General features: G+C 72.5%; 20 protein-coding genes. 9 read left to right on the forward strand and 11 right to left on the reverse strand.

What is annotated here, in order from left to right:
* Nucleotides 1-33: 33 nt before the first annotated feature.
* Nucleotides 34-882: a VOC family protein gene (locus ACZ6TD_RS20840; RefSeq protein ID WP_471356160.1), complete on the reverse strand. Its 849-nt coding sequence runs from the start codon at nucleotides 880-882 to the stop codon at nucleotides 34-36.
* Nucleotides 883-1,311: 429 nt separating this feature from the next.
* Here ACZ6TD_RS20840 and ACZ6TD_RS20845 point away from each other — a divergent pair, with 429 nt between their 5' ends.
* Nucleotides 1,312-1,959, forward strand: a complete 648-nt coding sequence (locus ACZ6TD_RS20845; RefSeq protein WP_471356162.1) for a TetR family transcriptional regulator — start codon at nucleotides 1,312-1,314, stop codon at nucleotides 1,957-1,959.
* Nucleotides 1,960-2,253: 294 nt separating this feature from the next.
* Here ACZ6TD_RS20845 and ACZ6TD_RS20850 read toward each other — a convergent pair whose 3' ends face one another.
* Nucleotides 2,254-2,736: a nitroreductase family deazaflavin-dependent oxidoreductase gene (locus ACZ6TD_RS20850; RefSeq protein WP_471356164.1), complete on the reverse strand. Its 483-nt coding sequence runs from the start codon at nucleotides 2,734-2,736 to the stop codon at nucleotides 2,254-2,256.
* Nucleotides 2,736-4,055 (reverse strand): acyl-CoA dehydrogenase family protein, encoded by a 1,320-nt coding sequence (locus ACZ6TD_RS20855; RefSeq protein ID WP_471356167.1) that lies wholly within the window; start codon nucleotides 4,053-4,055, stop codon nucleotides 2,736-2,738. The genes ACZ6TD_RS20850 and ACZ6TD_RS20855 overlap by 1 nt, the downstream gene beginning before the upstream one ends.
* Nucleotides 4,056-4,246: 191 nt before the next feature.
* Here ACZ6TD_RS20855 and ACZ6TD_RS20860 point away from each other — a divergent pair, with 191 nt between their 5' ends.
* From ACZ6TD_RS20860 to ACZ6TD_RS20870, 3 genes are all read left to right on the forward strand, one after another.
* Nucleotides 4,247-4,375 (forward strand): hypothetical protein, encoded by a 129-nt coding sequence (locus ACZ6TD_RS20860; protein WP_267950671.1) that lies wholly within the window; start codon nucleotides 4,247-4,249, stop codon nucleotides 4,373-4,375.
* Between the two features lie 156 nt (nucleotides 4,376-4,531).
* Complete coding sequence (locus ACZ6TD_RS20865; RefSeq protein WP_471356170.1) at nucleotides 4,532-5,710, forward strand: thiolase C-terminal domain-containing protein; 1,179 nt, start codon at nucleotides 4,532-4,534, stop codon at nucleotides 5,708-5,710.
* Between the two features lie 70 nt (nucleotides 5,711-5,780).
* Nucleotides 5,781-6,467 (forward strand): pyridoxine/pyridoxamine 5'-phosphate oxidase, encoded by a 687-nt coding sequence (locus tag ACZ6TD_RS20870; RefSeq protein WP_471356172.1) that lies wholly within the window; start codon nucleotides 5,781-5,783, stop codon nucleotides 6,465-6,467.
* 79 nt (nucleotides 6,468-6,546) lie between these two features.
* Here the strand turns inward: ACZ6TD_RS20870 and ACZ6TD_RS20875 are convergent, their stop codons facing one another.
* Together ACZ6TD_RS20875 and ACZ6TD_RS20880 are read right to left on the reverse strand one after the other, a co-directional pair.
* Nucleotides 6,547-7,008 (reverse strand): Zn-ribbon domain-containing OB-fold protein, encoded by a 462-nt coding sequence (locus tag ACZ6TD_RS20875; RefSeq protein ID WP_471356174.1) that lies wholly within the window; start codon nucleotides 7,006-7,008, stop codon nucleotides 6,547-6,549.
* On the reverse strand, nucleotides 6,990-7,442 hold the full coding sequence (locus ACZ6TD_RS20880; protein WP_210948436.1) for a DoxX family protein: 453 nt from the start codon (nucleotides 7,440-7,442) through the stop codon (nucleotides 6,990-6,992). Before ACZ6TD_RS20880 ends, ACZ6TD_RS20875 begins: the two co-directional genes overlap by 19 nt.
* Nucleotides 7,443-7,660: 218 nt before the next feature.
* Here ACZ6TD_RS20880 and ACZ6TD_RS20885 point away from each other — a divergent pair, with 218 nt between their 5' ends.
* The 4 genes from ACZ6TD_RS20885 (at nucleotide 7,661) to ACZ6TD_RS20900 (ending at nucleotide 12,826) form a co-directional block, all read left to right on the forward strand.
* Nucleotides 7,661-8,815, forward strand: a complete 1,155-nt coding sequence (locus ACZ6TD_RS20885) for a flavin-containing monooxygenase (RefSeq protein ID WP_471356177.1) — start codon at nucleotides 7,661-7,663, stop codon at nucleotides 8,813-8,815.
* A 206-nt stretch (nucleotides 8,816-9,021) separates the two neighbouring features.
* A complete protein-coding gene (locus tag ACZ6TD_RS20890; protein WP_471356180.1) occupies nucleotides 9,022-11,271 on the forward strand; it encodes an acetate--CoA ligase family protein in 2,250 nt (749 codons plus the stop codon).
* Between the two features lie 16 nt (nucleotides 11,272-11,287).
* A complete protein-coding gene (locus tag ACZ6TD_RS20895; RefSeq protein WP_471356182.1) occupies nucleotides 11,288-12,103 on the forward strand; it encodes an enoyl-CoA hydratase/isomerase family protein in 816 nt (271 codons plus the stop codon).
* A gap of 105 nt (nucleotides 12,104-12,208) precedes the next feature.
* Nucleotides 12,209-12,826, forward strand: a complete 618-nt coding sequence (locus ACZ6TD_RS20900) for a flavin reductase family protein (protein WP_471357917.1) — start codon at nucleotides 12,209-12,211, stop codon at nucleotides 12,824-12,826.
* A 350-nt stretch (nucleotides 12,827-13,176) separates the two neighbouring features.
* Here ACZ6TD_RS20900 and ACZ6TD_RS20905 read toward each other — a convergent pair whose 3' ends face one another.
* A complete protein-coding gene (locus tag ACZ6TD_RS20905; RefSeq protein ID WP_471356184.1) occupies nucleotides 13,177-14,592 on the reverse strand; it encodes an MFS transporter in 1,416 nt (471 codons plus the stop codon).
* Between the two features lie 57 nt (nucleotides 14,593-14,649).
* Here ACZ6TD_RS20905 and ACZ6TD_RS20910 point away from each other — a divergent pair, with 57 nt between their 5' ends.
* Nucleotides 14,650-15,705 (forward strand): GlxA family transcriptional regulator, encoded by a 1,056-nt coding sequence (locus tag ACZ6TD_RS20910; RefSeq protein ID WP_471356187.1) that lies wholly within the window; start codon nucleotides 14,650-14,652, stop codon nucleotides 15,703-15,705.
* Between the two features lie 45 nt (nucleotides 15,706-15,750).
* Here the strand turns inward: ACZ6TD_RS20910 and ACZ6TD_RS20915 are convergent, their stop codons facing one another.
* Genes ACZ6TD_RS20915 through ACZ6TD_RS20935 form a run of 5 tightly spaced genes read right to left on the reverse strand, consistent with a single transcriptional unit; the run spans nucleotide 15,751 to nucleotide 21,077 of the window.
* Complete coding sequence (locus tag ACZ6TD_RS20915; RefSeq protein WP_471356189.1) at nucleotides 15,751-16,197, reverse strand: hypothetical protein; 447 nt, start codon at nucleotides 16,195-16,197, stop codon at nucleotides 15,751-15,753.
* A gap of 11 nt (nucleotides 16,198-16,208) precedes the next feature.
* Nucleotides 16,209-17,258, reverse strand: coding sequence for a Zn-dependent alcohol dehydrogenase (locus tag ACZ6TD_RS20920; protein ID WP_471356190.1), 1,050 nt, complete (start codon nucleotides 17,256-17,258; stop codon nucleotides 16,209-16,211).
* A 21-nt stretch (nucleotides 17,259-17,279) separates the two neighbouring features.
* Nucleotides 17,280-18,746 (reverse strand): aldehyde dehydrogenase family protein, encoded by a 1,467-nt coding sequence (locus ACZ6TD_RS20925; RefSeq protein WP_471356192.1) that lies wholly within the window; start codon nucleotides 18,744-18,746, stop codon nucleotides 17,280-17,282.
* Nucleotides 18,743-20,107, reverse strand: coding sequence for an acyl-CoA dehydrogenase family protein (locus ACZ6TD_RS20930; protein ID WP_471356194.1), 1,365 nt, complete (start codon nucleotides 20,105-20,107; stop codon nucleotides 18,743-18,745). Before ACZ6TD_RS20930 ends, ACZ6TD_RS20925 begins: the two co-directional genes overlap by 4 nt.
* A gap of 58 nt (nucleotides 20,108-20,165) precedes the next feature.
* On the reverse strand, nucleotides 20,166-21,077 hold the full coding sequence (locus ACZ6TD_RS20935; RefSeq protein ID WP_471356197.1) for an SDR family oxidoreductase: 912 nt from the start codon (nucleotides 21,075-21,077) through the stop codon (nucleotides 20,166-20,168).
* Nucleotides 21,078-21,155 lie beyond the last annotated feature (78 nt).

Below are 21,155 nucleotides of genomic sequence, written 5' to 3' on the forward strand. Positions count from 1 at the left end.
CCATCCAGGTGCCCGCAGGCCCGTATCGCCCGGTTATTCGCCCCGGGTCCAGCCCGCCGTCGAGGTGTCGATGACGGCGAAGGCCGCGCCCTGATTGTCCGCAAGGACCGCGAAACGCCCGTACGGCGTATCTTCGGCGGTCTTGAGCACCCGCCCGCCCAGCCCGTGGACCGTGCGCAGCGTCTGATCGCAATCCGCCACCACAAAGTACGTCAGGAAGTGGGCGGGCAGAACGGCCGGGTACTCCTCACCCATCACGACGCGTCCGCCGATCGCGTGACGGGGGTCCGGGGGCTCTCCGTACGGCGTCCACAGGACCACGTCGGCCGGTGCGCCCTCGGCGGAGGGCGGCGCGGGGGACGTGCCGGGGGGCGGCGCGGAGGACGGCGCGGAAGGCGTCATCCCGTAGCCGAAGACCGCCCGGTAGAAGGCGTCCACGGCGCGCGGCTGACGCGTGTGGACCTCGGTCCAGCCGTACGAACCGGGCGTGCCGCGCCGCGCGAAGCCGGTGTGGCTGCCCGCCTGCCAGATTCCGAAGACGGCGCCGCCCGGGTCGGCGGCCGTCGCCATGACGCAGAACTCGTCGATCCACACCGGCGGGGTGATCACCCGGCCACCGGCCTCGCGGATCCGTACGGCGGTCGCGGCGGCGTCCCGGGCGGCGAAGTAGATGTTCCAGACGGTGGGCATCCGGCCGTCCGGCTTGGGCACCAGCCCCGCGACGTCCTTACCGCCGAGCAGAGCCCTGGTGAACGTGCCGTAGTCGGTGGCGATCTCCTGGAAGGTCCAGCCGAAGAGCTCGCCGTAGAAGCGCCGGCCCGCCGCGAGGTCGGACAGCAGCACATCCGCCCAGCAGGGCACGCCTTCCGCGAATGCCGCCATGGCCCGGATCCTCCCGCGTCCCTCGGTCCTCGGACTTGCTCACCTCGGAGCCCGCTCACCGCGGAGCTTGCTCACAGCCCGTTTGGAGATGTTTGGCGCGTTTTTGGAGCCGCTTGGTTCATTCACCTCACTTGCCACGCTAACGGGGGATCGCCCGGTCTGCTCGCCCCGGAACTCGAAATATTTGGCCAATCCTTTGGGCTCGGAGGCGGGTCGAACCGCGTCATCCACCGTTGTTATCCACAGGCTGTTGATAACACGATTCACGCGTGTGGGTGAGCGGTGATTGAGGGCTTGACGACTGTGGACAGGGGCCGGAATCAGCCATTCCAGCCTGCTCAACGAGGTTCGCAAACCCTCTCATCCCGCCCTAACCCCATTTGCACGCAGCCGAATCGCGCTCCGATCACCCCTCGGTAAGCTGACGGCATGACAGGACAAGTACGCACAGTCGACGGGCGGGTGGCCGGTCGTCGCGGGCAGGCGACGCGGCAGAAGCTGCTCGACTGCCTCGGCGAGATGCTCAGCACCTCCCCGTATCGAGACGTCAAGGTCATCGATGTCGCACGTAAGGCAGGGACCTCGCCTGCGACGTTCTACCAGTACTTCCCCGATGTGGAGGGCGCGGTCCTCGAGCTCGCCGAGGAGATGGCGAAGGACGGCGCGGGCCTGACCGATCTGGTCGCCGACCGCTCATGGGCCGGCAAGTCGGGGGCGACCGCGGCGGAGGACCTGGTCGAGGGGTTCCTCTCCTTCTGGCGCAAACACGACGCCATCCTGAGGGTGGTCGACCTGGGTGCCGCCGAGGGTGACAAGCGGTTCTACAAGATCCGCATGAAGATCCTCAACTCCGTCACCAACTCCCTGACGGACGCCGTCAAGGAGCAGCAGGCCAAGGGCCGGATCGACGGGGACCTCAACCCGGGGGCCATCGCGGGCTCGCTGGTCGCCATGCTGGCGGCGGTCGCGGCGCACCAGAAGGGCTTCCAGAGCTGGGGCGTCAAGCAGGCCGACCTCAGGCCGAGCCTGACCTGGCTCGTCCACCTCGGCATCACCGGCCGCAAGCCGCCGAAGTAACGAATCCGCACCCCAACCCTTCCCTGGCCTCCCTCCCGGCCCCTCCCGGCCGGCTGCCCGGCCGGGCCCGCACGTCCTGTCACGCCGCGGCGGATCACTTCCCAGTGATCCGCCGCGGCCGTTTGCGGTCACTGGTTGATTTGGCCATGGGCTCGTCCCTGGGGGAGGGGACGGGGAGCCGTCGAGGCGCTGGGCGCCCCCGGCCGGAGGTGCTGAACACCCCCGTTCGGAGGGGCACTGCTCCCGAACCGGAGGGACCGGCCGAGCCCTCCCCCACGGCCCCGACGGACCGGCTCAGCCTTCCTCGACGCGGTGGAGGCGGAAGAGGCGGATCTCGCGGTCCACCCGGGACTGGTAGGTCGCGTACGGCGGCCAGAAGGCGAGGACCGCGGCCCAGGCCGCCTCGCGTTCGGCACCCTCCAGCAGCCGTGCCCGGACGGCGATGTCCCGGCCCCGCCAGCTGATCTCCGCTTCCGGGTGCTTCAGGAGGTTCGTGGTCCAGACGGGATGGCCCGGGCGGCCGAAGTTGCTGCCGATCAGGATCCAGGTGCCGCCGTCCTCCGGCATGCAGGCCAGCGGCGTACGGCGGGGAAGCCCCGACTTAGCGCCGCGCGCCGTAAGGATCACGCCCGGCAGCATCCGCGCGCTCGGCAGCACCCTGCCACGGGTCAGCCGGTGGACCGTGCGGTCGAAGGCGGGGATGACGTGGGGCGCGACCTTGGCGAAGGCGCGGGTCGAGGACACCTTACGGACCAGCTTCACGCCGTAACCGGCCATCAGACCGTCACCGCCTTCCGCGGTCCATCGCGCCCGTCGCGCCCGTCGCGCCCGTCAGGCCCACCATGCCTGCCGTCCCCGTTGTGGCCGCCGTAAGGAGCGCGATCGGCCGCGCCGAAGAGTCCCTCCCGTTGTGCGGCTCGGGCTCGCAGCCGGTGGACGGGGCCGAGGAGCAGCTCGTCCGAGGCGGCCCGCTTGAAGTAGAGATGCGCGTCGTGCTCCCAGGTGAAGCCGATACCGCCGTGCAACTGCACCGCCTCGGCCGCCGCCGTACGCTGCGCCTCCAGCGCCTGCGCGAGCGCCAGCCCGCCCGCGACCGCGGCTTCCGTACCGCCCGTACCGCCCTCGGCCGCGGCCCACGCCGCGTAGTACGCCGCCGAACGGGCCGCCTGGACCGCGACGTACACATCCGCCAGCCGGTGCTTGACCGCCTGGAAGGAGCCGATGGGGCGACCGAACTGCTCACGCGCCCGCACGTACTCGACCGTCCGCGTGAGGGCCGCGTCCGCCGCCCCCACGGCCTCGGCGGCGATCACGGCAGCGGCCGCCGTACCCACGGCCGCCAGCGCCTCGGCCACCGCCTCCCCGCTCCCGCCGTCGTCCACCCCCAGCAGCTCGGCCGATACGTTCCGCAGCTCGATCCGGGCCTGCGGCCGCGTCGCGTCGAGCGCGGTCAGCCGGGTGCGGACCAGGCCGTCCGCCCCCGCCCGGACGAGGAACAGCAGCGTCCGCCCGCGCGTATAGCCCCCGGCGCGGGCGGCGACCAGCAGCAGTTCGGCGCTGTGCCCGCACGGCACCTGCTCCACCTGCCCGTACAGCCGCCACCCCGCGCCGCCGTCCCTGTCCGGGCGCGCCTGGACTCCCCCCGCGCGCCCCCCACCGGCCCACGCGCCGTCCCGCGCTCCTACGAGCCCGAGCGCTTCGGGCAGCGCGCGCCCCGGTACCGCGAGTGCCGCCGTAAGGGCGCCGTCCGCGATGCGCGGCAGCAGCTCGGCGCGCTGCGCCTCCGTCCCGAGCGCGGCGACCAGGGGCGCGGCGAACACGGCGGTGGCCAGGAGCGGCGAGGGGAGCAGCACCCGCCCGGTCTCCTCACAGGCCAGCGCCAGCTCGGTGACGCCGCAGCCGACGCCCCCGTACGCCGCCGGAAGGGCGAGGCCCGGCAGCCCGAGCGTCCGGGCGAGCTGCCGCCACAGGGCCTCGTCATAGCCGGGCGCGGTCTGGACCGCCGCCTTGACCTCGTCCGGTCCGCACCGCTCCCGCAGCAGAGTGCGCAGCGTACGGCGGATCTCGTCCTGTTCCTCGGTGAACGCGGCGTCCATCGGCGAGCACCTCCGTTTCCTGACGGGCCGTCATACTAGGGACCAGCTCCGGACTTTCCCACCCCTCCCGTCCCATCCCCGGCTAAGCTGCTGCCGTCCCACCACGTTCCTCCCCATTCACTCCGCCGGAGCGCGACCGGACCGGCGGTGGCCCTGTCCTCCGGGGCCTGTCGGAGGAGCGAGGAGGGGTAATGGACGATCGGAGCACGCAGGAGACAAGCGACGCCCGGTGGACCGGCCCGGACAAGTGGCAGGTCGTGATCGGAGTGCTGAGCCTTCTGGTGGCGATCGCCGCTTGCGTGGGGCAGTTCCTGCAGTAACCGGGCGCCTCACGCGTGGTCCGGACGGGGCTTGTGTTCGAGGCGCGAGCACGGCCATACGGGAGATCGTCCGGACCACCCCCTTCCCCTTGGGCCTCGGTGTGCTCGTGCATGCGCCCCCTTCCGCTCCACCGAATCTGATGTACCGTCAGATTCATGCCGCCCGCAGCGCAGCGCAACCGTAAGGTCGCCGTCGTCGGCGTCTCCCTCTCCGACTGCGGCCGCGTCGACACGGCCACCCCCTACGCCCTCCACGCCCAGGCCGCCCGCCGGGCCCTCGCCGACTCCGGGCTCGACCGGTCGGTCGTCGACGGCTTCGCCTCGGCGGGGCTCGGCACCCTCGCGCCGGTCGAGGTGGCCGAGTATCTGGGGCTGCGGCCGACCTGGACCGACTCGACGGCCGTCGGCGGCTCCACCTGGGAGGTCATGGCGGCGCACGCGGCGGACGCGATCGCCGCCGGGCACGCCCGCGCCGTCCTGCTCGTCTACGGGTCCACCGCCCGCGCGGACATCCGCGCGGGCCGCCGCACCGCGAACCTCTCCTTCGGGGCGCGCGGACCGCTCCAGTTCGAGGTCCCGTACGGGCATACGCTGGTCGCCAAGTACGCCATGGCCGCGCGCCGCCATATGCATGAGTACGGCACCACGCTCGAACAGCTGGCGGACATCGCCGTTCAGGCGCGTATCAATGCCGGGCACAATCCGGATGCGATGTTTCGCGAACCGATCACGGTCGATGACGTCCTGAGCGGCCCGATGATCGCCGACCCCTTCACCAAACTGCACTGCTGCATCCGCTCGGACGGCGGCTGCGCGGTGCTGCTCGCGGCCGAGGAGTACGTACCGGACACGGCGAAACCCCCGGTGTGGGTGCTGGGTTCGGGCACGGCGGTCTCGCACACCACCATGTCCGAATGGGAGGACTTCACGGTCTCCCCGGCCGCGGCCTCCGGGCGGGCGGCCTTCGCGCGGGCGGGCGTCCGGCCGTCGGAGATCGATGTGGCCGAGCTCTATGACGCCTTCACCTATATGACCCTGGTGACGCTGGAGGACCTCGGCTTCTGCGCCAAGGGCGAGGGCGGGGCCTTCGCGGCGAAGGGGCGGCTCACGCGGGACGGCGCGCTGCCGACCAACACCGACGGCGGCGGTCTCTCCGCCTGCCACCCGGGGATGCGCGGACTGTTCCTGCTGGTCGAGGCGGTACGGCAGCTGCGCGGCGAGGCCGGGGAGCGACAGGTGCGCAAGGCGGGCGGACGGCTGCCGGAGCTGGCCGTGGCGTCGGGGACGGGGGGCTGGTTCTGCTCGGCGGGCACGGTGGTCCTGGGCCGCGGCTGACGGGCCCGCCCTGGCCGTACGTGCGCCCCCGCTTGCCCCGGCTCCTCACGGGTGATCGGATGGGGATCCGATGAGCGAGAACGAGGATGAGGCATTCCGCGCACTGCTGCGCGGCCTGCGCGTACCCCATGCGGGCGAACTGCCCGTCTTCGACCCGGCCACGGCCCCGGACGCGCCGCTTCCGCTCTTCCGGCGGTGGCTGCGGGAGGCCGCCGAGGCGGGGGAACCCGGCCCGCACACCATGACCCTGGCCACCGCGGGCGCCGACTGCCGCCCGTCCCAGCGCACGGTGATGCTGCACGACGCCGATGAGCTCGGCTGGCACTTCGGCACCCATCGCACCAGCCGTAAGGGCCGGGAGTTGGCCGAGCGGCCGTACGCCTCGCTCGCGTTCCACTGGATGCGGTCGGGCCGTCAGGTGCGCCTCAGCGGGCGGGTCGGCGAGGCCGGACCGGAGGAGAGCGCGGCCGATCTGCGCGGCCGCTCCCCCGCGGCCCTCGCGGCGGCGCTGGCCGGGAGCGGACGCCAGAGCGAGGTGCTCGGCTCGTACGAGGAACTGCTACGGGCCTTCGAGGCGGCGTACGAACGGGCCGAACGCGAACCGGACGCGACCGCCCCCACCTGGACCCTGTACGTCCTGGAGGCGGACGAGGTCGAGTTCTACCAGGAGGAGGCGCGGCGGCGGCACGTACGGGTCCGCTACCGCCGCGACCCCGGGGAGTCCGGCGGCTGGCGGCGCGAGCTGCTGTGGCCATGACGGCGGCACGGCCGTACGGCGACGCCCGTAAGGCGTGCACCGTTGGACAACGCGACCGTAAGGCGGCGACGCCGTAGGACTAGGCGGACACCGGCCGGAAGACAGGAAAGACCGGGGCGTCCCCCTCACCGGCCTCCGCCGCCCGGAACGCCACCCGGAGCCGCATCCCCACCCGCGGCCCGCTCGCCGGGACCTCGATGAGCTCGGTCATCATCCGCGGCCCCTCGGCGAGGTCGACGACGGCGGCGGTGTACGGGACACGGGTGCCGAACGGCGGCAGGTCGTTGCGGTGCACCACGGACCACGTATAGAGCGACGCGGCGCCGCTCGCCTCCTCCCAGGCGACGTTCTCGCTCCAGCAGTACGGGCAGAACTCGCGCGGGTAGTGATGGGCCCGGCCGCAGGCGCCGCAGCGCCGGATCAGCAGCCGGCCCTCGGCGGCGGCGTCCCAGTAGGGGCGGGTGAAGGCGTCGGTCTCGGGCAGGTCGAAGCGCGGAGCGCCCGCGGGCGGCGGCGTCGGGCTCACAGGAACAGCCCCCATGCCTCGTCGAGCGACCAGGTCTGCCAGCTCATGCCGAAGAGCCCGACCACGGAGATCAGCACCATCATCGAGTTCTGCCCCTGCTCCGCCCAGTCGTGGATCATGAGCAGGAAATAGAGCAGATTGAGCACGATCGCGCCGATCAGGGCGATGGGGGTCAGAAAGCCGAGCGTCAGCCCGAGGCCGAGGGCGAGTTCGGCGTAGACGACGACATACGCCATGACCTTGGGACGGGGTGTGACCACCGCGTCGAAGCCGCCGCGGACGAACGCCCAGCGGTGCTTGGCGGCCACGCCCACCGCCCAGCCGATGCCGGTGCCGCGTTCGAACCAGTCCTTCTTGTCCTTGTGCCGCCAGCTCTCGAGCCACCACAGGCCGAGTCCGATGCGCAGTACGGCGAGCCATTCGGCCCCGTCGAGCCCGATCGTCCGCATCGTCCCCCACCCTCCCGTCCCGGCGAATCTGACGGTACGTCAGTTTCAGGGCCGGGCGCGAACCGCGCAAGGGGTCGCACCGGCGCAACACAATCCGACGGGACACCGCGACGACGGTCCGGCGCCGACCGACCGTGACCTCTCCGCAACCCATCCGGAATCACTTTGACCGGATCGTTTGACCGAAACCCGTCAAATACCCGACTACGCTCACCCGCATGGCCGACCGCTCCCCCGAGAAGTCCTCACCCGTCTATGTGATCGGCGGTGGACCGGGCGGACTCGCCGCCGCTGCCGCGCTCAGCCACCGCGGGATCCGCGCCGTCGTCCTGGAGAAGTCCGACGCGGTCGCCACGTCCTGGCGGAACCACTACGACCGGCTGCGTCTGCACACCACGCGCAGACTCTCCGCGCTCCCCGGGCTGCCGATCCCCCGGTCCTACGGACGGTGGGTCGGGCGCGACGACGTGGTGCGCTACCTGGAGCGCTATGCCGAGCACCACCGGCTGGAGATCGTCACGGGCGTCGAGGTCTCCCGCATCGACCGGTCGTCCGACGACACGGAGTGGGTGCTGCGCGCCACGGGCGGCCGTACCCCGTCCTCACCCGTGGTCGTCGTCGCGACGGGCTTCAACCACACCCCGCGGCTGCCGGACTGGCCGGGCCGCGCCGGCTACACCGGTGAGCTGCTGCACGCCGCCCACTACCGCAACGCCCGCCCCTTCGAGGGCCGTGACGTCCTGGTGGTCGGCGTCGGCAACACCGGCGCCGAGATCGCGGTCGACCTGGTCGAGGGCGGCGCGGCCCGGGTGCGGCTGGCGATCCGCACCGTGCCGCACATCCTGCGCCGCTCGACGGCCGGGTGGCCCTCGCAGGCCACCGGCATCCTGGTGCGCAGGCTGCCGCGGCGCGCGGTGGACCGGGCGGCACGGGTGATGTGCCGGGTGAGCATGCCGGATCTGACCGAACACGGTCTGCCCTGGCCCGACACCGGGCTCTACACCCGCGTACGGGAGGGCGCGATCCCGGTCCAGGACGTGGGGCTGGTCGACGCGGTGCGGACGGGACGGGTGGAGGTGGTCTCGGCGGTGGACTCCTTCGATCTGGACAAGGTGGTCCTGGCCGACGGCTCGCGGATCAGCCCCGAGGTGGTGATCGCCGCGACCGGCTACCGGCGCGGCCTGGAGGAGCTGGTCGGCCATCTGGGCGTGCTCGACGACCGCGGCCGCCCCCTCCCCCACGGCCGGCGGACCCTGAAGTCCGCGCCGGGACTGCACTTCACGGGGTATACGAACCCGATCAGCGGGATGCTGCGCGAGCTGGCCATCGACGCCCGGAAGATCGCCAAGACGGTCGCCCGCACGACGGCATGACCACGGGGCGGGGCGAGCCGCGATTCCATCGGCCCCGTCGTCACCCTGCGTGTTCCCCGCGCCCCGAGCATTCCTGACAGCCCGTCAGTTCAGTAACCTGACTACTGGGTAATGTGACTTGGCGTCAGGTTTGCTGCGGCGGCCGACGCCGAATCCCCTGGTCACCTACCCGGTTATTGGCCAACGAGCAGGAGTGGCGGATACCGATGCTTGGATCGACCTACGGCACCCTGACCACCAACTCCCGTCATGCCCGCGCCGTCGCCTGCGGTCAGGCCGCCGGCCCCGCCGTGCACGTCCACAGCAGGCCCGCGGCGGGCGGGACCGCCGAAGGCGTGGACGACGTGGACGTCAGCGGGCGCCCGCTGACGTCCGCCGTCCCCGATCTGGACCGCTTCTTCCATCCCGAGTCGGTGGCCCTCATCGGCGCCTCCGACGCAGACGGCCGCCCCAACACCGGTATCACCCGCCAGCTCCTGGCCTGGGCCGAACGCGTCGGCGCCCGGCTGCACCCCGTGCATCCCTCCCGTCCCACCGTCTTCGGCATTCCGTGCGTACCGTCCGTGGCCGCGCTGCCCGAACCCGTCGACCTCGCCGTCCTCCTCGTCCGCGACCCGCTCCCGGTGATCGAGGAACTCGACGGGAGCAAGGTGAGGTTCGCCGTCGTCTTCGCCTCCGGTTTCGCCGAGACCGGCCCCGAGGGCGCCGCCGCGCAGGCCCGGCTGGCCGCCGCGGCCCGCGGCGCCGGGCTGCGGCTGCTCGGCCCCAACACCAACCTCAACGCCTTCGAGAAGTTCCGCGACGACCTCGACGGGCCCGCCATCGCCCTCATCACCCAGTCAGGCCACCAGGGCCGCCCGGTCTTCACCCTCCAGGAACTCGGCATCCGGCTCAGCCACTGGGCCCCGACCGGCAACGAGGCCGATCTGGAGACCTCCGACTTCATCTCCTACTTCGCCACCCGGCCCGAGGTCGGCGCCATCGCCCTGTACGCGGAGGGGCTGAAGGACGGCCGCGGCTTCCTGCTCGCCGCCGACCGGGCCGCCCGCGCCAAGGTGCCCGTCGTCGCCGTGAAGGTCGGCCGCACCGAGACCGGCGCCCGCACGGCCGCCTCCCACACCGGCAAGCTGACCGGCTCGGACGCGGTGGTGGACGCGGCCATGCGGCAGTTCGGCGTGATCCGTGTGGACGGCCTGGACGAGTTGCAGGACACGGCGGCGCTCCTCGCCCGCGCCCGCCCGCCGCTCGCCGAGGGCGTCGTGGTGTATTCGATCTCCGGGGGCACCGGGGCCCACTTCTCCGACCTCGCCACCGCGGCGGGCCTCACCCTGCCCACCCTCTCTCCCGAGAAGCAGACCGAACTCCACCAGTGGATACCCGGCGATCTCAGCGTGGCCAACCCGGTGGACAACGGCGGCCACCCGGTCGGCGACTGGCGCGGCCGCAAGATCATCGACGCGATCCTCGCCGATCCCGCCGTGGGCGTGTTGATCTGCCCGATCACCGGCCCCTTCCCGCCCATGAGCGACAAGCTGGCACAGGACCTGGTGGACGCGGCGGAGCAGACGGACAAGCTGGTGTGCGTGGTGTGGGGCTCGCCGGTCGGCACCGAGGACGCCTACCGCACCACCCTGCTGGGCTCCTCCCGCGTGGCCACCTTCCGGACGTTCGCCAACTGCATCACCGCCGTGCGCGCCTATCTGGGGCACCACCGCTTCACCGCCTCCTACCGCTCCCCGTTCGAAGACGCCCCGCGCACGCCGTCCCCCTCCCTTCGCAAGGTGCGCGATCTGCTGCGCCCAGGAGACCGCCTGAGCGAGCACGCGGCGAAACAGCTGCTGCGGGCGTACGGCATCCGAGTGCCGCGCGAACAGCTGGTGACCAGCGCGGCCGCGGCCGTCCGCGCCGCCGGTCTGGTGGGCTACCCCGTGGTCATGAAGGCGTCCGCGCCGCAGCTCGCCCACAAGACCGAGCTGGGGCTGGTCCGGCTGGGGCTGACCTCGGCCAGCCAGGTCCGCGACACCTATCGGGAGCTCACCGACATCGCCCGCTACGAAGGCGTCGAGCTGGACGGGGTGCTGGTCTGCCAGATGGTCGAGCGCGGGGTGGAAATGGTGGTCGGCATGAGCCAGGACCCCCTCTTCGGGCCGACCGTGACCGTCGGTATAGGGGGCGTGCTCGTCGAGGTCCTCCGTGACGCTGCCGTACGCGTCCCCCCGTTCGGCGAGGACCAGGCGCGCGCGATGCTGGCCGAACTGCGCGGCCGCGCCCTCCTCGACGGTGTGCGCGGCGCTCCCCCCGCCGATGTGGACGCCCTCGTGGAAGTCGTGCTGCGGGTCCAGCGCATGGCCCTGGAGCTCGGGGACCACCTCGCCGAACTGGACGTCAATCCGCTGATGGTGCTGGAACGCGGCCAAGGTGCCGTGGCACTGGACGCCCTGGCGATCTGCCGCTGACGCATGGAGCGTTACCATGACCTCTTCCCCCCTTGAAGATTCACGTGACTCCGTTCTACGGCACACCACTGACAACGGCGTCTCGTGGATCACGCTCAACCGCCCCACGGCGATGAACGCCATCACCCCCGACCAGCGAGAACACCTGATTTCGCTGCTGGACCACGCCTCCGCGGACCCGGCCGTCCGGGCCGTCGTGCTGACCGCCACCGGCAAGGGCTTCTGCGCGGGAGCGGATCTGCGCGGCACGACGGACGGGGCGGAACGGGTCGCGGGCGATGTCACCCGGCTGATCCGCGGCGGAGCGCAGCGGCTCATCGCCGCCGTCCTCGACTGCGAGAAGCCGGTGATCGCCGCCGTCAACGGCACCGCGGCCGGGCTCGGCGCCCATCTGGCCCTCGCCTGCGATCTGGTGCTGGCCGCCGAATCGGCCGTCTTCATCGAGGTGTTCATCCGCCGTGGCCTGGTCCCCGACGGGGGCGGTGCGTATCTCCTCCCCCGGCTGATCGGCCCGCAGCGCGCGAAGGAGCTGATGTTCTTCGGCGACGCACTGCCCGCGGCCGAGGCCGAGCGGCTGGGCCTGGTCAACCGGGTCGTCCCGGACGACGACCTGGCCAAGACCGCCCGCGCCTGGGCCGAGCGCCTCGCCGCGGGGCCCACCCGCGCCCTGGCCCTCACCAAGGCGCTGGTGAACGCCTCACTGGAGGCCGGCCGCCCGGCCGCGTTCGCCGCCGAGGCGGCGGCGCAGGAGATCAACATGACCACGGCCGACGCTCAGGAGGGCGTCCGCGCGTTCGTCGAGCGCCGGCCGCCCGTGTACCGAGGCCGCTGAGGCGCTGAGGCGCTGAGGAACCGCACCGCGGGGGAACCCGAGACAGCAAGGCAGAAACCCGAACAAGCGAGAAAGGGGGACGGGGCCATGATGGGACACGCCGGTATGGCCGCCACCGCCGTCCGCTACCTCCGGGCGGTCGGCTCGCCGACCACCTCCGTACGACCGGTCGACCCGCTGCCCCCACCGGAGCTGCGCTGTGTGCGCGACGACGAGCGGCCCCCGGTCGACCCGGCCGCATTCCGCCATGTGCTGGGCCACTTCGCCAGCGGGGTCACCGTGATCACCACCGTCGACGAGAACGGACCGGCCGGTTTCGCCTGCCAGTCCTTCGCCTCGCTGTCGCTGGACCCGCCGCTGGTCGCCTTCATGGTCGCCCGCACCTCCACGACCTGGCCACGCATCGCCCGCGCGGGCGTCTTCTGCGTCAACGTCCTGGGCGCGCACCAGGGCGAGCTGTGCCGCTCCTTCGCGGTCAGCGGCTCCCGGCGCCCCGACAAATTCGCGGGCATCCGCTACGAGCCGTCCCCGGTCACCGGCTCACCACGGCTCGCGGACGTCCCGGCGTGGATCGACTGCGCGATCCACGCCGTGCACACCGGCGGCGACCATCTGGTCGTGGTGGGCCGCGTCCGGGCCCTGGGCACGGACGAGCCCGCGGCGCGATCGGGGCCGCTGCTCTTCCACCGCGGCTCCTTCGGGGAGTTCACGGCGCTTCCGTAAGGCCACGGGCGCTTCCGTAAGGCCACGCGGCCCGTTTCCGTGAGCCCGCGCGGCCCGCATCTGTACGGCTTCACGGCCCGGCTCCGTGAGCCCGCGCGGCCTTACGGGGGTGTCCGGCGGGTCTTTCCCCTCCCCGCCCCTTCCCGCTACCGAGGGCTCCGCCCCTGGACCCCGAGGGTCGACGAGCCGACCGTCGCAGCCGTGAATACCCACACCAGCACGCTGGCGCTGCGGACGCCCGCGCACGCCCGGGTCGTCGGCCGGGGTCCGGGGCGGGGCCCCACCACGCGGCGGAGCCGCATATCGATGCTGCGGCAAGGGGCGGGGAGGGGAACGGCCCGCCGCGGGCGTCACGAACCGCCGGCCCCCTGGACCGTCGCCGACGCGGTCTTCGCGCCCGGACCGCGCTGGATGACCAGCGACATCAGCGCGGCGATCGCGCACAGCGCCCCCGCGCCGTACCAGACCAGGTCGTACGAGCCGAAGGCGTCCCGCGCCGCGCCGCCCAGGAAGGCCACGACCCCGGCCCCCACCTGGTGGGAGGCCAGCACCCAGCCGAAGACGATCGCGCTGTCCTCCCCGTACTGCTCCCGGCACAGCGCCATCGTCGGCGGCACGGTGGCGACCCAGTCGAGACCGTAGAAGACGATGAAGAAGAACATCGGCGGATGGACCGCGTCGTCCAGCAGGATCGGCAGGAACATCAGGGAGAGCCCGCGCAGCGCGTAGTACACGGCCAGCAGCCGTCGCGCGTCGAAGCGGTCGGTGAACCAGCCGGAGGCCACCGTCCCCACGATGTCGAAGACGCCGATGACGGCGAGCAGGCCGGCGGCGGCCGTGACCGGCATGCCGTGGTCATGCGCGGCGGGCACGAAGTGGGTCTTGACGAGGCCGTTCGTCGAGGCGCCGCAGATCGCGAAGGCGCCCGCGAGCAGCCAGAAGGAGCCGGTGCGCGAGGCCGAGGCGAGGGCCTTGACGGCCCGCCGGGCCGCACCGCGCCGGGGCGCGGGCCGCGGGGCGGGCGGCCCGTCCGCGCCGTACGGGGCGAGGCCCACGTCCGAGGGGTAGTCGCGCAGCAGCAGCCAGACCAGGGGGACGATCGCCAGCGCGGCGACCGAGACGGTGATCGCGGCTGGCCGCCATTCGTGCCGTTCGACGATCCAGGAGAGCAGCGGGAGAAAGATCAACTGCCCGGAGGCCCCGCCCGCCGTAAGAATGCCGGTGACCAGACCGCGCCGGGCCACGAACCACCGGTTGGTCACGGTCGCGGCGAAGGCCAGCGCCATGGAGCCACTGCCGAGGCCGACCAGCACACCCCAGCACAGGATGAGCTGCCAGGGCTCGCTCATGAAGACCGTAAGGCCGCCACCGGCCGCGATGACGACGAGCGCGGCCGCGACGACCTTGCGGATGCCGAAGCGATCCATCAGGGCCGCGGCGAAGGGAGCGGTGAGCCCATAGAGGGCGAGGTTGACGGAGACCGCGAACCCGATCGTGCCGCGCGACCAGCCGAACTCCTCGTGGAGCGGATCGATGAGCAGACCGGGCAGGGAGGCGAATCCGGCCGCGCCGATGATCGTCACGAAGGCGACGGCGGCGACCGCCCAGGCGCGGTGCGGTAGGCGTAGGAGCGCCCGCCGTGCGGGCCGGGCGGGCTGTTCCGGCTGTTCGTCCTGTTCAGGGGCTTCGGAGAGCTCGGTCGTCTGCGTCACCGGACCAGCATCGAACAGCGGGTCGGCACGGACGAGTGGCCCGTGGGACAGCATTCGCTAGGATCGGGCCACGCCCCTTTCAGGCCGTGTCCGAACGACGGGAGGCAGGAAGTGTCCCCACCCCGGCCCCAATCCCCGCCCCCATCCCCGCCCGGGGCCGCCGACGAGCGCCATCGTGTCGTCGTCCTCGCCCTCCCCGGCGTGATCCCCTTCGAGCTGGGCATTCCGTACCGGATCTTCGGCAAGGCCCGCTCCGCCGACCGCCGGCGGCTGTACGAGGTGGTCACCTGCACCCCCGAGCCCGGTCTGGTGCCCACGGACGCCGACTTCCCGATCGCCGTGGAGCTGGGCGCGGAGGCCCTCGCCGAGGCCGACACCATCGTGGTGCCCGCCTCGTACGAACTCGGCCCGGTCCACGAGGAGGGCCGGATGACCGAGCCGCTCGGCACCGCGCTGGCCCATGCCCGGCCGGGCGTGCGCTGGGTGTCCATCTGCACCGGTTCGTTCGTGCTGGCCGCCGCCGGTCTCCTCGACGGCCGCCCGGCCACCACCCATTGGTCCAGCGTCGACCACTTCCAGCGCCTCTTCCCGACCGTCAAGGTCGATCCGAACGTGCTGTTCGTGGACGACGGCGATGTGCTCACCTCGGCCGGTGTCGCCTCGGGGATCGACCTGTGTCTGCATATGGTGCGGCGCGACCACGGCACGGGCGTGGCCAACGACGTGGCCCGGCGCAGTGTGGTGCCGCCCCACCGCGACGGCGGCCAGGCCCAGTACATCCCGCGCCCGATGCCCGAGCCCCAGCAGGCCACCACGACGGCGGCGCGCGCCTGGGCGCTCGGCCGGCTGGACCGGCCCATCTCGCTGCGGGAGCTGGCCGCCCAGGAGTCGATGAGCGTACGGACGTTCACCCGCCGCTTCCGCGAGGAGGTCGGCGTCAGCCCGGGCCAGTGGCTGACCCAGCAGCGGGTCGAGCGGGCCCGTCATCTCCTGGAGAGCACCGATCTGTCGGTGGACCAGGTGACGCGCGAGGCCGGTTTCGGCTCCCCCGCGTCCCTGCGCCAGCACTTCCAGGCGGCGGTGGGCGTCTCCCCCACCGCCTACCGCCGCACCTTCCGCGCGGGCGCCGAGGCCGGTACGGCTCCCGGCGCCGACGCCCGCGTGTAAGGCCGCCAGCCCGTCACGGCCGCGCGTAGGGCCGCTCAGGGCCCGTCACGGCCACTCCCTCGCCGTCACGGGGCCACTCCCGCGGCCTCCAGCACCTCCGAGGGCAAATTTCGGACAGCGGCCGTCAGTACGAGGACGGCGAACCCGAACTCGTACCAGGCGGCCGCCAGGGCCACGCACAGCAATCGCCCACCCCGGGGACTGGAGCCATGGCGGACCCTCGTACCCCAGCTTCGCCAGGACGTGGTTGAGCGTCACGACCGACGGGGCGAACAGCCCGGCGAAGCAGGCCGAGGCCGAGGCGGCGGAGTAGGCGAAGGGGAGGGAGAAGACGAGCTGGAAGAGGCGGCGTCCGGCGATGCGGCGGCGCAGCGGCAGCACGGCCGCCAGCGCCCCCGGCGTGGCCATGGCCACGCCGGCGACCGTAAGGATGAGCGGGGTGAGCAGCACGCGGCGGCTCGCCGGATCGGTCAGCACAGGGTCGGCACGCACCGGACGCCCGCTCAGAAGGTGAGCACGGCGCGCGCCACCCGGCCGTGGTGGGCGTCGTCGGCGGCCTTGGCGAAGTCCTCCAAGGGGTAGGTCCTGCTGACGAGTTCGTCCAGCAGCAACAGCCCCTGCCGGTAGAGGTCGGCGTACAGCGCGATGTCGGCCTGTGGCCGTGAGGAGCCGTAGCGGCAGCCCAGGATGGACTTGTCCAGATACATGGAGGAGACGCGGAAGGCCGCCTCGGCGTCGGCGGGCGGCACCCCGAGCAGCACCGCTTGGCCGTGCCGGTCGAGCAGATCGACGGCCTGGCGGATGAGCCGGGTGGAACCGACGCATTCGAAGGCGTGGTCCGCGCCGGTCGGCATGATCTCCCGTACGGCGTCGGCGGAGGGGACGAAGTGGGTCGCGCCGAACCGCCGCGCCATCGGCTCCTTGGCGGGGTTGGAGTCCACGGCGACGATGGGGGACGCCCCGGCGATCCGGGCCCCTTGCAGCACATTGAGCCCGATGCCGCCGCTGCCGATGACGACGACCGACTCACCGCGGTCCACCTTGGCGCGGTTGAGCACGGCGCCGACGCCGGTGAGGACGGCACAGCCGATGAGGGCGGCGGGGACGAGCGGAATGTCCTCGGGGATCGGCACCACCTGGACGGCGGTGACGAGGGTGCGCTCGGCGAAGGCGGAGTTCGAGGCGAAGTTGTACAGCCGCTCGGCGCCGCGGCGGAACGGCCGGGCCGGCCGGCCGATCGCCGCGCGGCACATGGTGGGGCGGCCCCGGGCGCAGTCGGCGCAGGTCCCGCAGTTGGCGAGGGTGGAGAGCGCCACATGATCACCGGGTGCGACATGGGTGACGCCCGGCCCGACCCCCTCGACCACGCCCGCGCCCTCGTGGCCGAGGACCACGGGGAGGGGGAAGGGGATGGTGCCGTCCACGACCGACAGATCGCTGTGGCACAGCCCGGCGGCGGCGATGCGCACCAGCACCTCGCCGGGGCCGGGGTCGCGCACCTCCAAGTCCTCGACCACGCGCGGCGCGGTGCCGTCGAAGATGACGCCTCTCATCCTCATCACCCTTCCGGTGCCTCAGGCGACCCAGACCAGCGACTGGAGTTCGCTGTACGCGTGCAGGCCGAACGAGCCGCCGTCGCGGCCGACTCCGCTTTCCTTGAAACCGCCGAACGGTGTCTCGGGGTGGCGCTGGACGGTGTTGATGCCGACGTTTCCGCTGCGCAGACGGGCGGCGAGGGCCCAGGCGCGGCCCGCGTCGGCGCTGAAGACGTAGTCGTAGAGGCCGTAGGGGGTGGCGTCGGCGATCCGCACCGCCTCGTCCTCGTCCTCGAAGGGCAGGGCCACGACGACCGGGCCGAACAGCTCCTCGCGCGCGACGGTCATCGCGGGGGTGGCGTCGGCGATCAGCGTGGGGGCCACGTAGAAGCCGGGCTTGAGCGCGGGGCGTTCGCCGCCCACGACGATCCGGGCACCCTGCTCACGGGCGCCGGAGACATACGCCTCGACGCGATCGCGCTGCGCGGCGGAGATCAACGGACCGACGACCGTGGAGTTATCCACAGGGTCCCCGATCTTCAGTGACTCTGCGTAGTGTGTGAGTGCGGCGATGACCTTCTCGTACAGCGATCGATGGACGAGCACACGGGTCGGCGCCGTGCAGATCTGCCCGCTGTGAAAGGAGAAGGTCGAACCGACCGCCCCGACCGCCGACGCGATCACTCGCTCGTCGGCGTCCCCCAGGACGATGGCCGCGCCCTTGCCCCCCAGTTCCATCAGGGTGCGCTTCATCGACCGCCCCGCGGATTCGGCGATCTTCTTCCCCACGGCGGTGGATCCGGTGAAGCTGACCATGTCGACACCGGGGTGCGCGACCAGCGCCTCGCCGGCGGCCGCGCGCGAGCCGGTGACGACATTGAAGGCTCCGTCCGGGAGCCCGGCCTCCTTCAGCAGGGGGCCGAGCTCGAGACAGCACAGCGGATCTTGCGGCGCGGGTTTGGCCACGACCGTATTGCCCATGGCCAGGGCCGGGGCCACCTTGCCCGCGAGATTCGTGAGAGGGAAGTTGTAGGAGGTGATGCAGCAGACGACACCCAGGGGACGGCGGACCGCTGCCGCCCCGATCAGCCCGCCGGGCGCCAGCGGGGTGGCGGCCACGGGCAGCGGGGCCAGCGGCACGGTGTCCGGCTCGAGGGCGCCACGCGCATAGCGGCGGAAGCGGTCGATCGCCGGGGGCACCTGGAGGGACGAGGTGACGCGTAGCGTCGCCCCGGTCTCCGCCTGGACGAGGGGCACCAGGTCCGGGGCGTGCTCGGCGAGCAGATCGGCGGCCCGGTCGAGTACGGCGGCGCGCTCCTTTGGGGCGGTGCGCGACCAGCCGTCGTACGTGGCCCGGGCGGCCCGGACGGCGGCGTCCACATCGGCCGGATCGGCCTCGGGGGCATGGCCGACGGTTTCCTCGGTGGCGGGGTTGGTGACGGGGTAGTGCCCGTTCCCGGGAGCCCGCCACGAGCCGCCGATCCAGTGCGCGTAGGTCTTCGTCATCGGCGTGATTCCTTGGGGAGGTGAAGTACGCGCTCGGCGATGATGGTGCGCTGGATCTCGTCCGAGCCGCCGTAGATGGTGTCGGCGCGGGAGAAGAGGAAGAGACGCTGGAAGGCGTCGAGTTCGTACGGCCGGCCGGCGGTCCAGCGCGCCGGGCCGAGTGCGGCCGCGGCGCCTCTCACCTGCACGGCCAGCTCGCCGAGCCGCTGATGCCAGCCGCCCCACAGCAGCTTGGCGACGCTGGGCGCGCCGGGGTCCTGCGGGCCGGAGTACTGCGGGCCGGGGTTAGGCGAGCCGGGGTCCGGTGAGCCGGTGGCCTGGGGGCCCGCGCTCCTCGCGGGGAGGTCATGGGGGGCGGCCTTCCGCGGGGCGGGGTCCCGGGCCGGCCGGGCGGAGTTCGGGGCGGGGCTCTGTGCACTGCCCAGGGTGCGCAGGGCGTGCCAGCGCATGGCCTTGAGCTCGGCCCACTGCCGTATGAGCCGGTCACGCAGGACGGGCTCCTCCGCGGCGCCGGTCTCCAGCGCCAGCCGCACCACCCGGCTCAGCTCCTGGGCGAAGCCGATCTGCTGGACCAGGGTGGAGACCCCGCGCTCCACCGCCAGCAGGCTCATGGCCACGCGCCAGCCGTGGCCCGCGCCGCCGACGAGGTGTTCGGCGCGGGCCACGGCCCCGTCGAAGAACACCTCGTTGAACTCCGCGGTCCCGGTCAGCTGCCGGATCGGCCGCACCTCGATCCGTCCCGGCTGGTCCATCGGCACCAGCAGAAAGGAGAGTCCATGATGGCGCTGTGAGCCCTCCTCGGTGCGCGCCAGCACAAAGCACCAGTCGGCCTCATGGGCGAGGGAGGTCCAGATCTTCTGCCCCGTGATGCGATAGGTGCCCTCGCCCGGGTCGCGGACGGCGCGGGTCCGCAGCCCGGCGAGGTCCGAACCGGCGTCGGGTTCGCTGTAACCCTGGCACCACACCTCCTCGCCACGGGCGATGGGCGGCAGGAAGCGGGTGCGCTGGGCGGAGTCGCCGTGGGCGAGCAGGGTGGGCCCGAGGAGGTTCTCGCCGATGTGGCCCAGTCGCCCCGGCGCCCCGGCCCGGGCGTACTCCTCGGCCCAGACGACCTGTTGGGTCAGCGTCGCGGCGCGGTTGCCGTACGCCCCGTCCGTACGGTCCCAGCCCAGGCCGATCCAGCCGCCCGTGCCGAGCTCGCGCTCCCAGGCTCGGCGGACGGCCATGTCGCCGTGCCCCTCGCCGGGGTGGCCGCCGGTCCGCTGCTTGAGGGCGGCGAACGGTCCGGTGAAGTGCTCGGCCAGCCAGTCGCGCGCCTCGGCGCGGAACCGCTCGTCCTCCGGCCCGAAAGCGAAGTCCACAGCCTCTCCCCTCGTCGGCCCTGGTGGGTGTTCCCGGCTCGCCCTGCCCTTGCCGGGGTCAGGCGTTGGGGCGTTGGCCGTCGGCGGCCGCCTGGGCCATGGCCTCCAACTGGGCCAGCATCGGCATGGGATCGGTGCCGACCGTGCCCGGGAGGAAGTCGGCGATCTTCTCCGGGGTCCAGGCGCCCTCGGCGTATCCGGCGCGCAGTTCACGGGGCTGGGCCCAGACCGCGATCTTGGGGCCCGCGATCGTATAGACCTGCCCGGTGATCCGTTCGGCGCGGGCGCGTTCGCTCAGCAGATAGACGACCAGGGCCGCCACGTCCTCCGGCTCGCCGATCTCCTTGAGCTCCATCGGTACGTTGGCGGACATCCGGGTGCGGGCGACCGGGGCCACGCAGTTCGCCGTGACGCCGTACTTGTGGAGCCCCAGCGCGGCGCTGCGCACCAGGGAGATGATCCCGCCCTTGGCTGAGGCGTAGTTGGCCTGGGCGACGCTGCCCTGGTGGTTGCCGCTGGTGAAGCCGATCAGGGTGCCGGAGCGCTGGCGGCGCATCACCGCCGACGCCGCCCGGAAGACCGTGAAGGTGCCCTTGAGATGGGTGGCGACGACCGGGTCCCACTCCTCCTCGGACATGTTGAAGAGCATCCGCTCGCGCAGGATCCCGGCGACGCAGACGACCCCGTCCAGCCGTCCGTACCGCTCCACCGCGGTGTCCACGATCCGCTGGCCACCGGCCATGGTCGAGACGTCGTCGGCGACCGCGACCGCCTCGCCGCCCGCCGCCGCGATCTCCTTGACCACGGCCTCGGCGACCTCGCTGCTCGGTTCGCCACCCTCGATCGAGACCCCGTAGTCGTTGACGACGACCTGTGCCCCCTCGGCCGCGCAGGCGAGGGCCACCGCTCGTCCGATACCGCGTCCGGCCCCGGTGACGGCGACCACCTTGCCGTCCAAGAAGTTGCCCACGTCGCATCCCCTCCCGGAGTTTCTGACGGTCCGTTAGATTTTTGAGCAGACGCGGCCCGAGTACAAGCCCCCGCACAC

Source organism: Streptomyces yongxingensis, assembly GCF_055597465.1.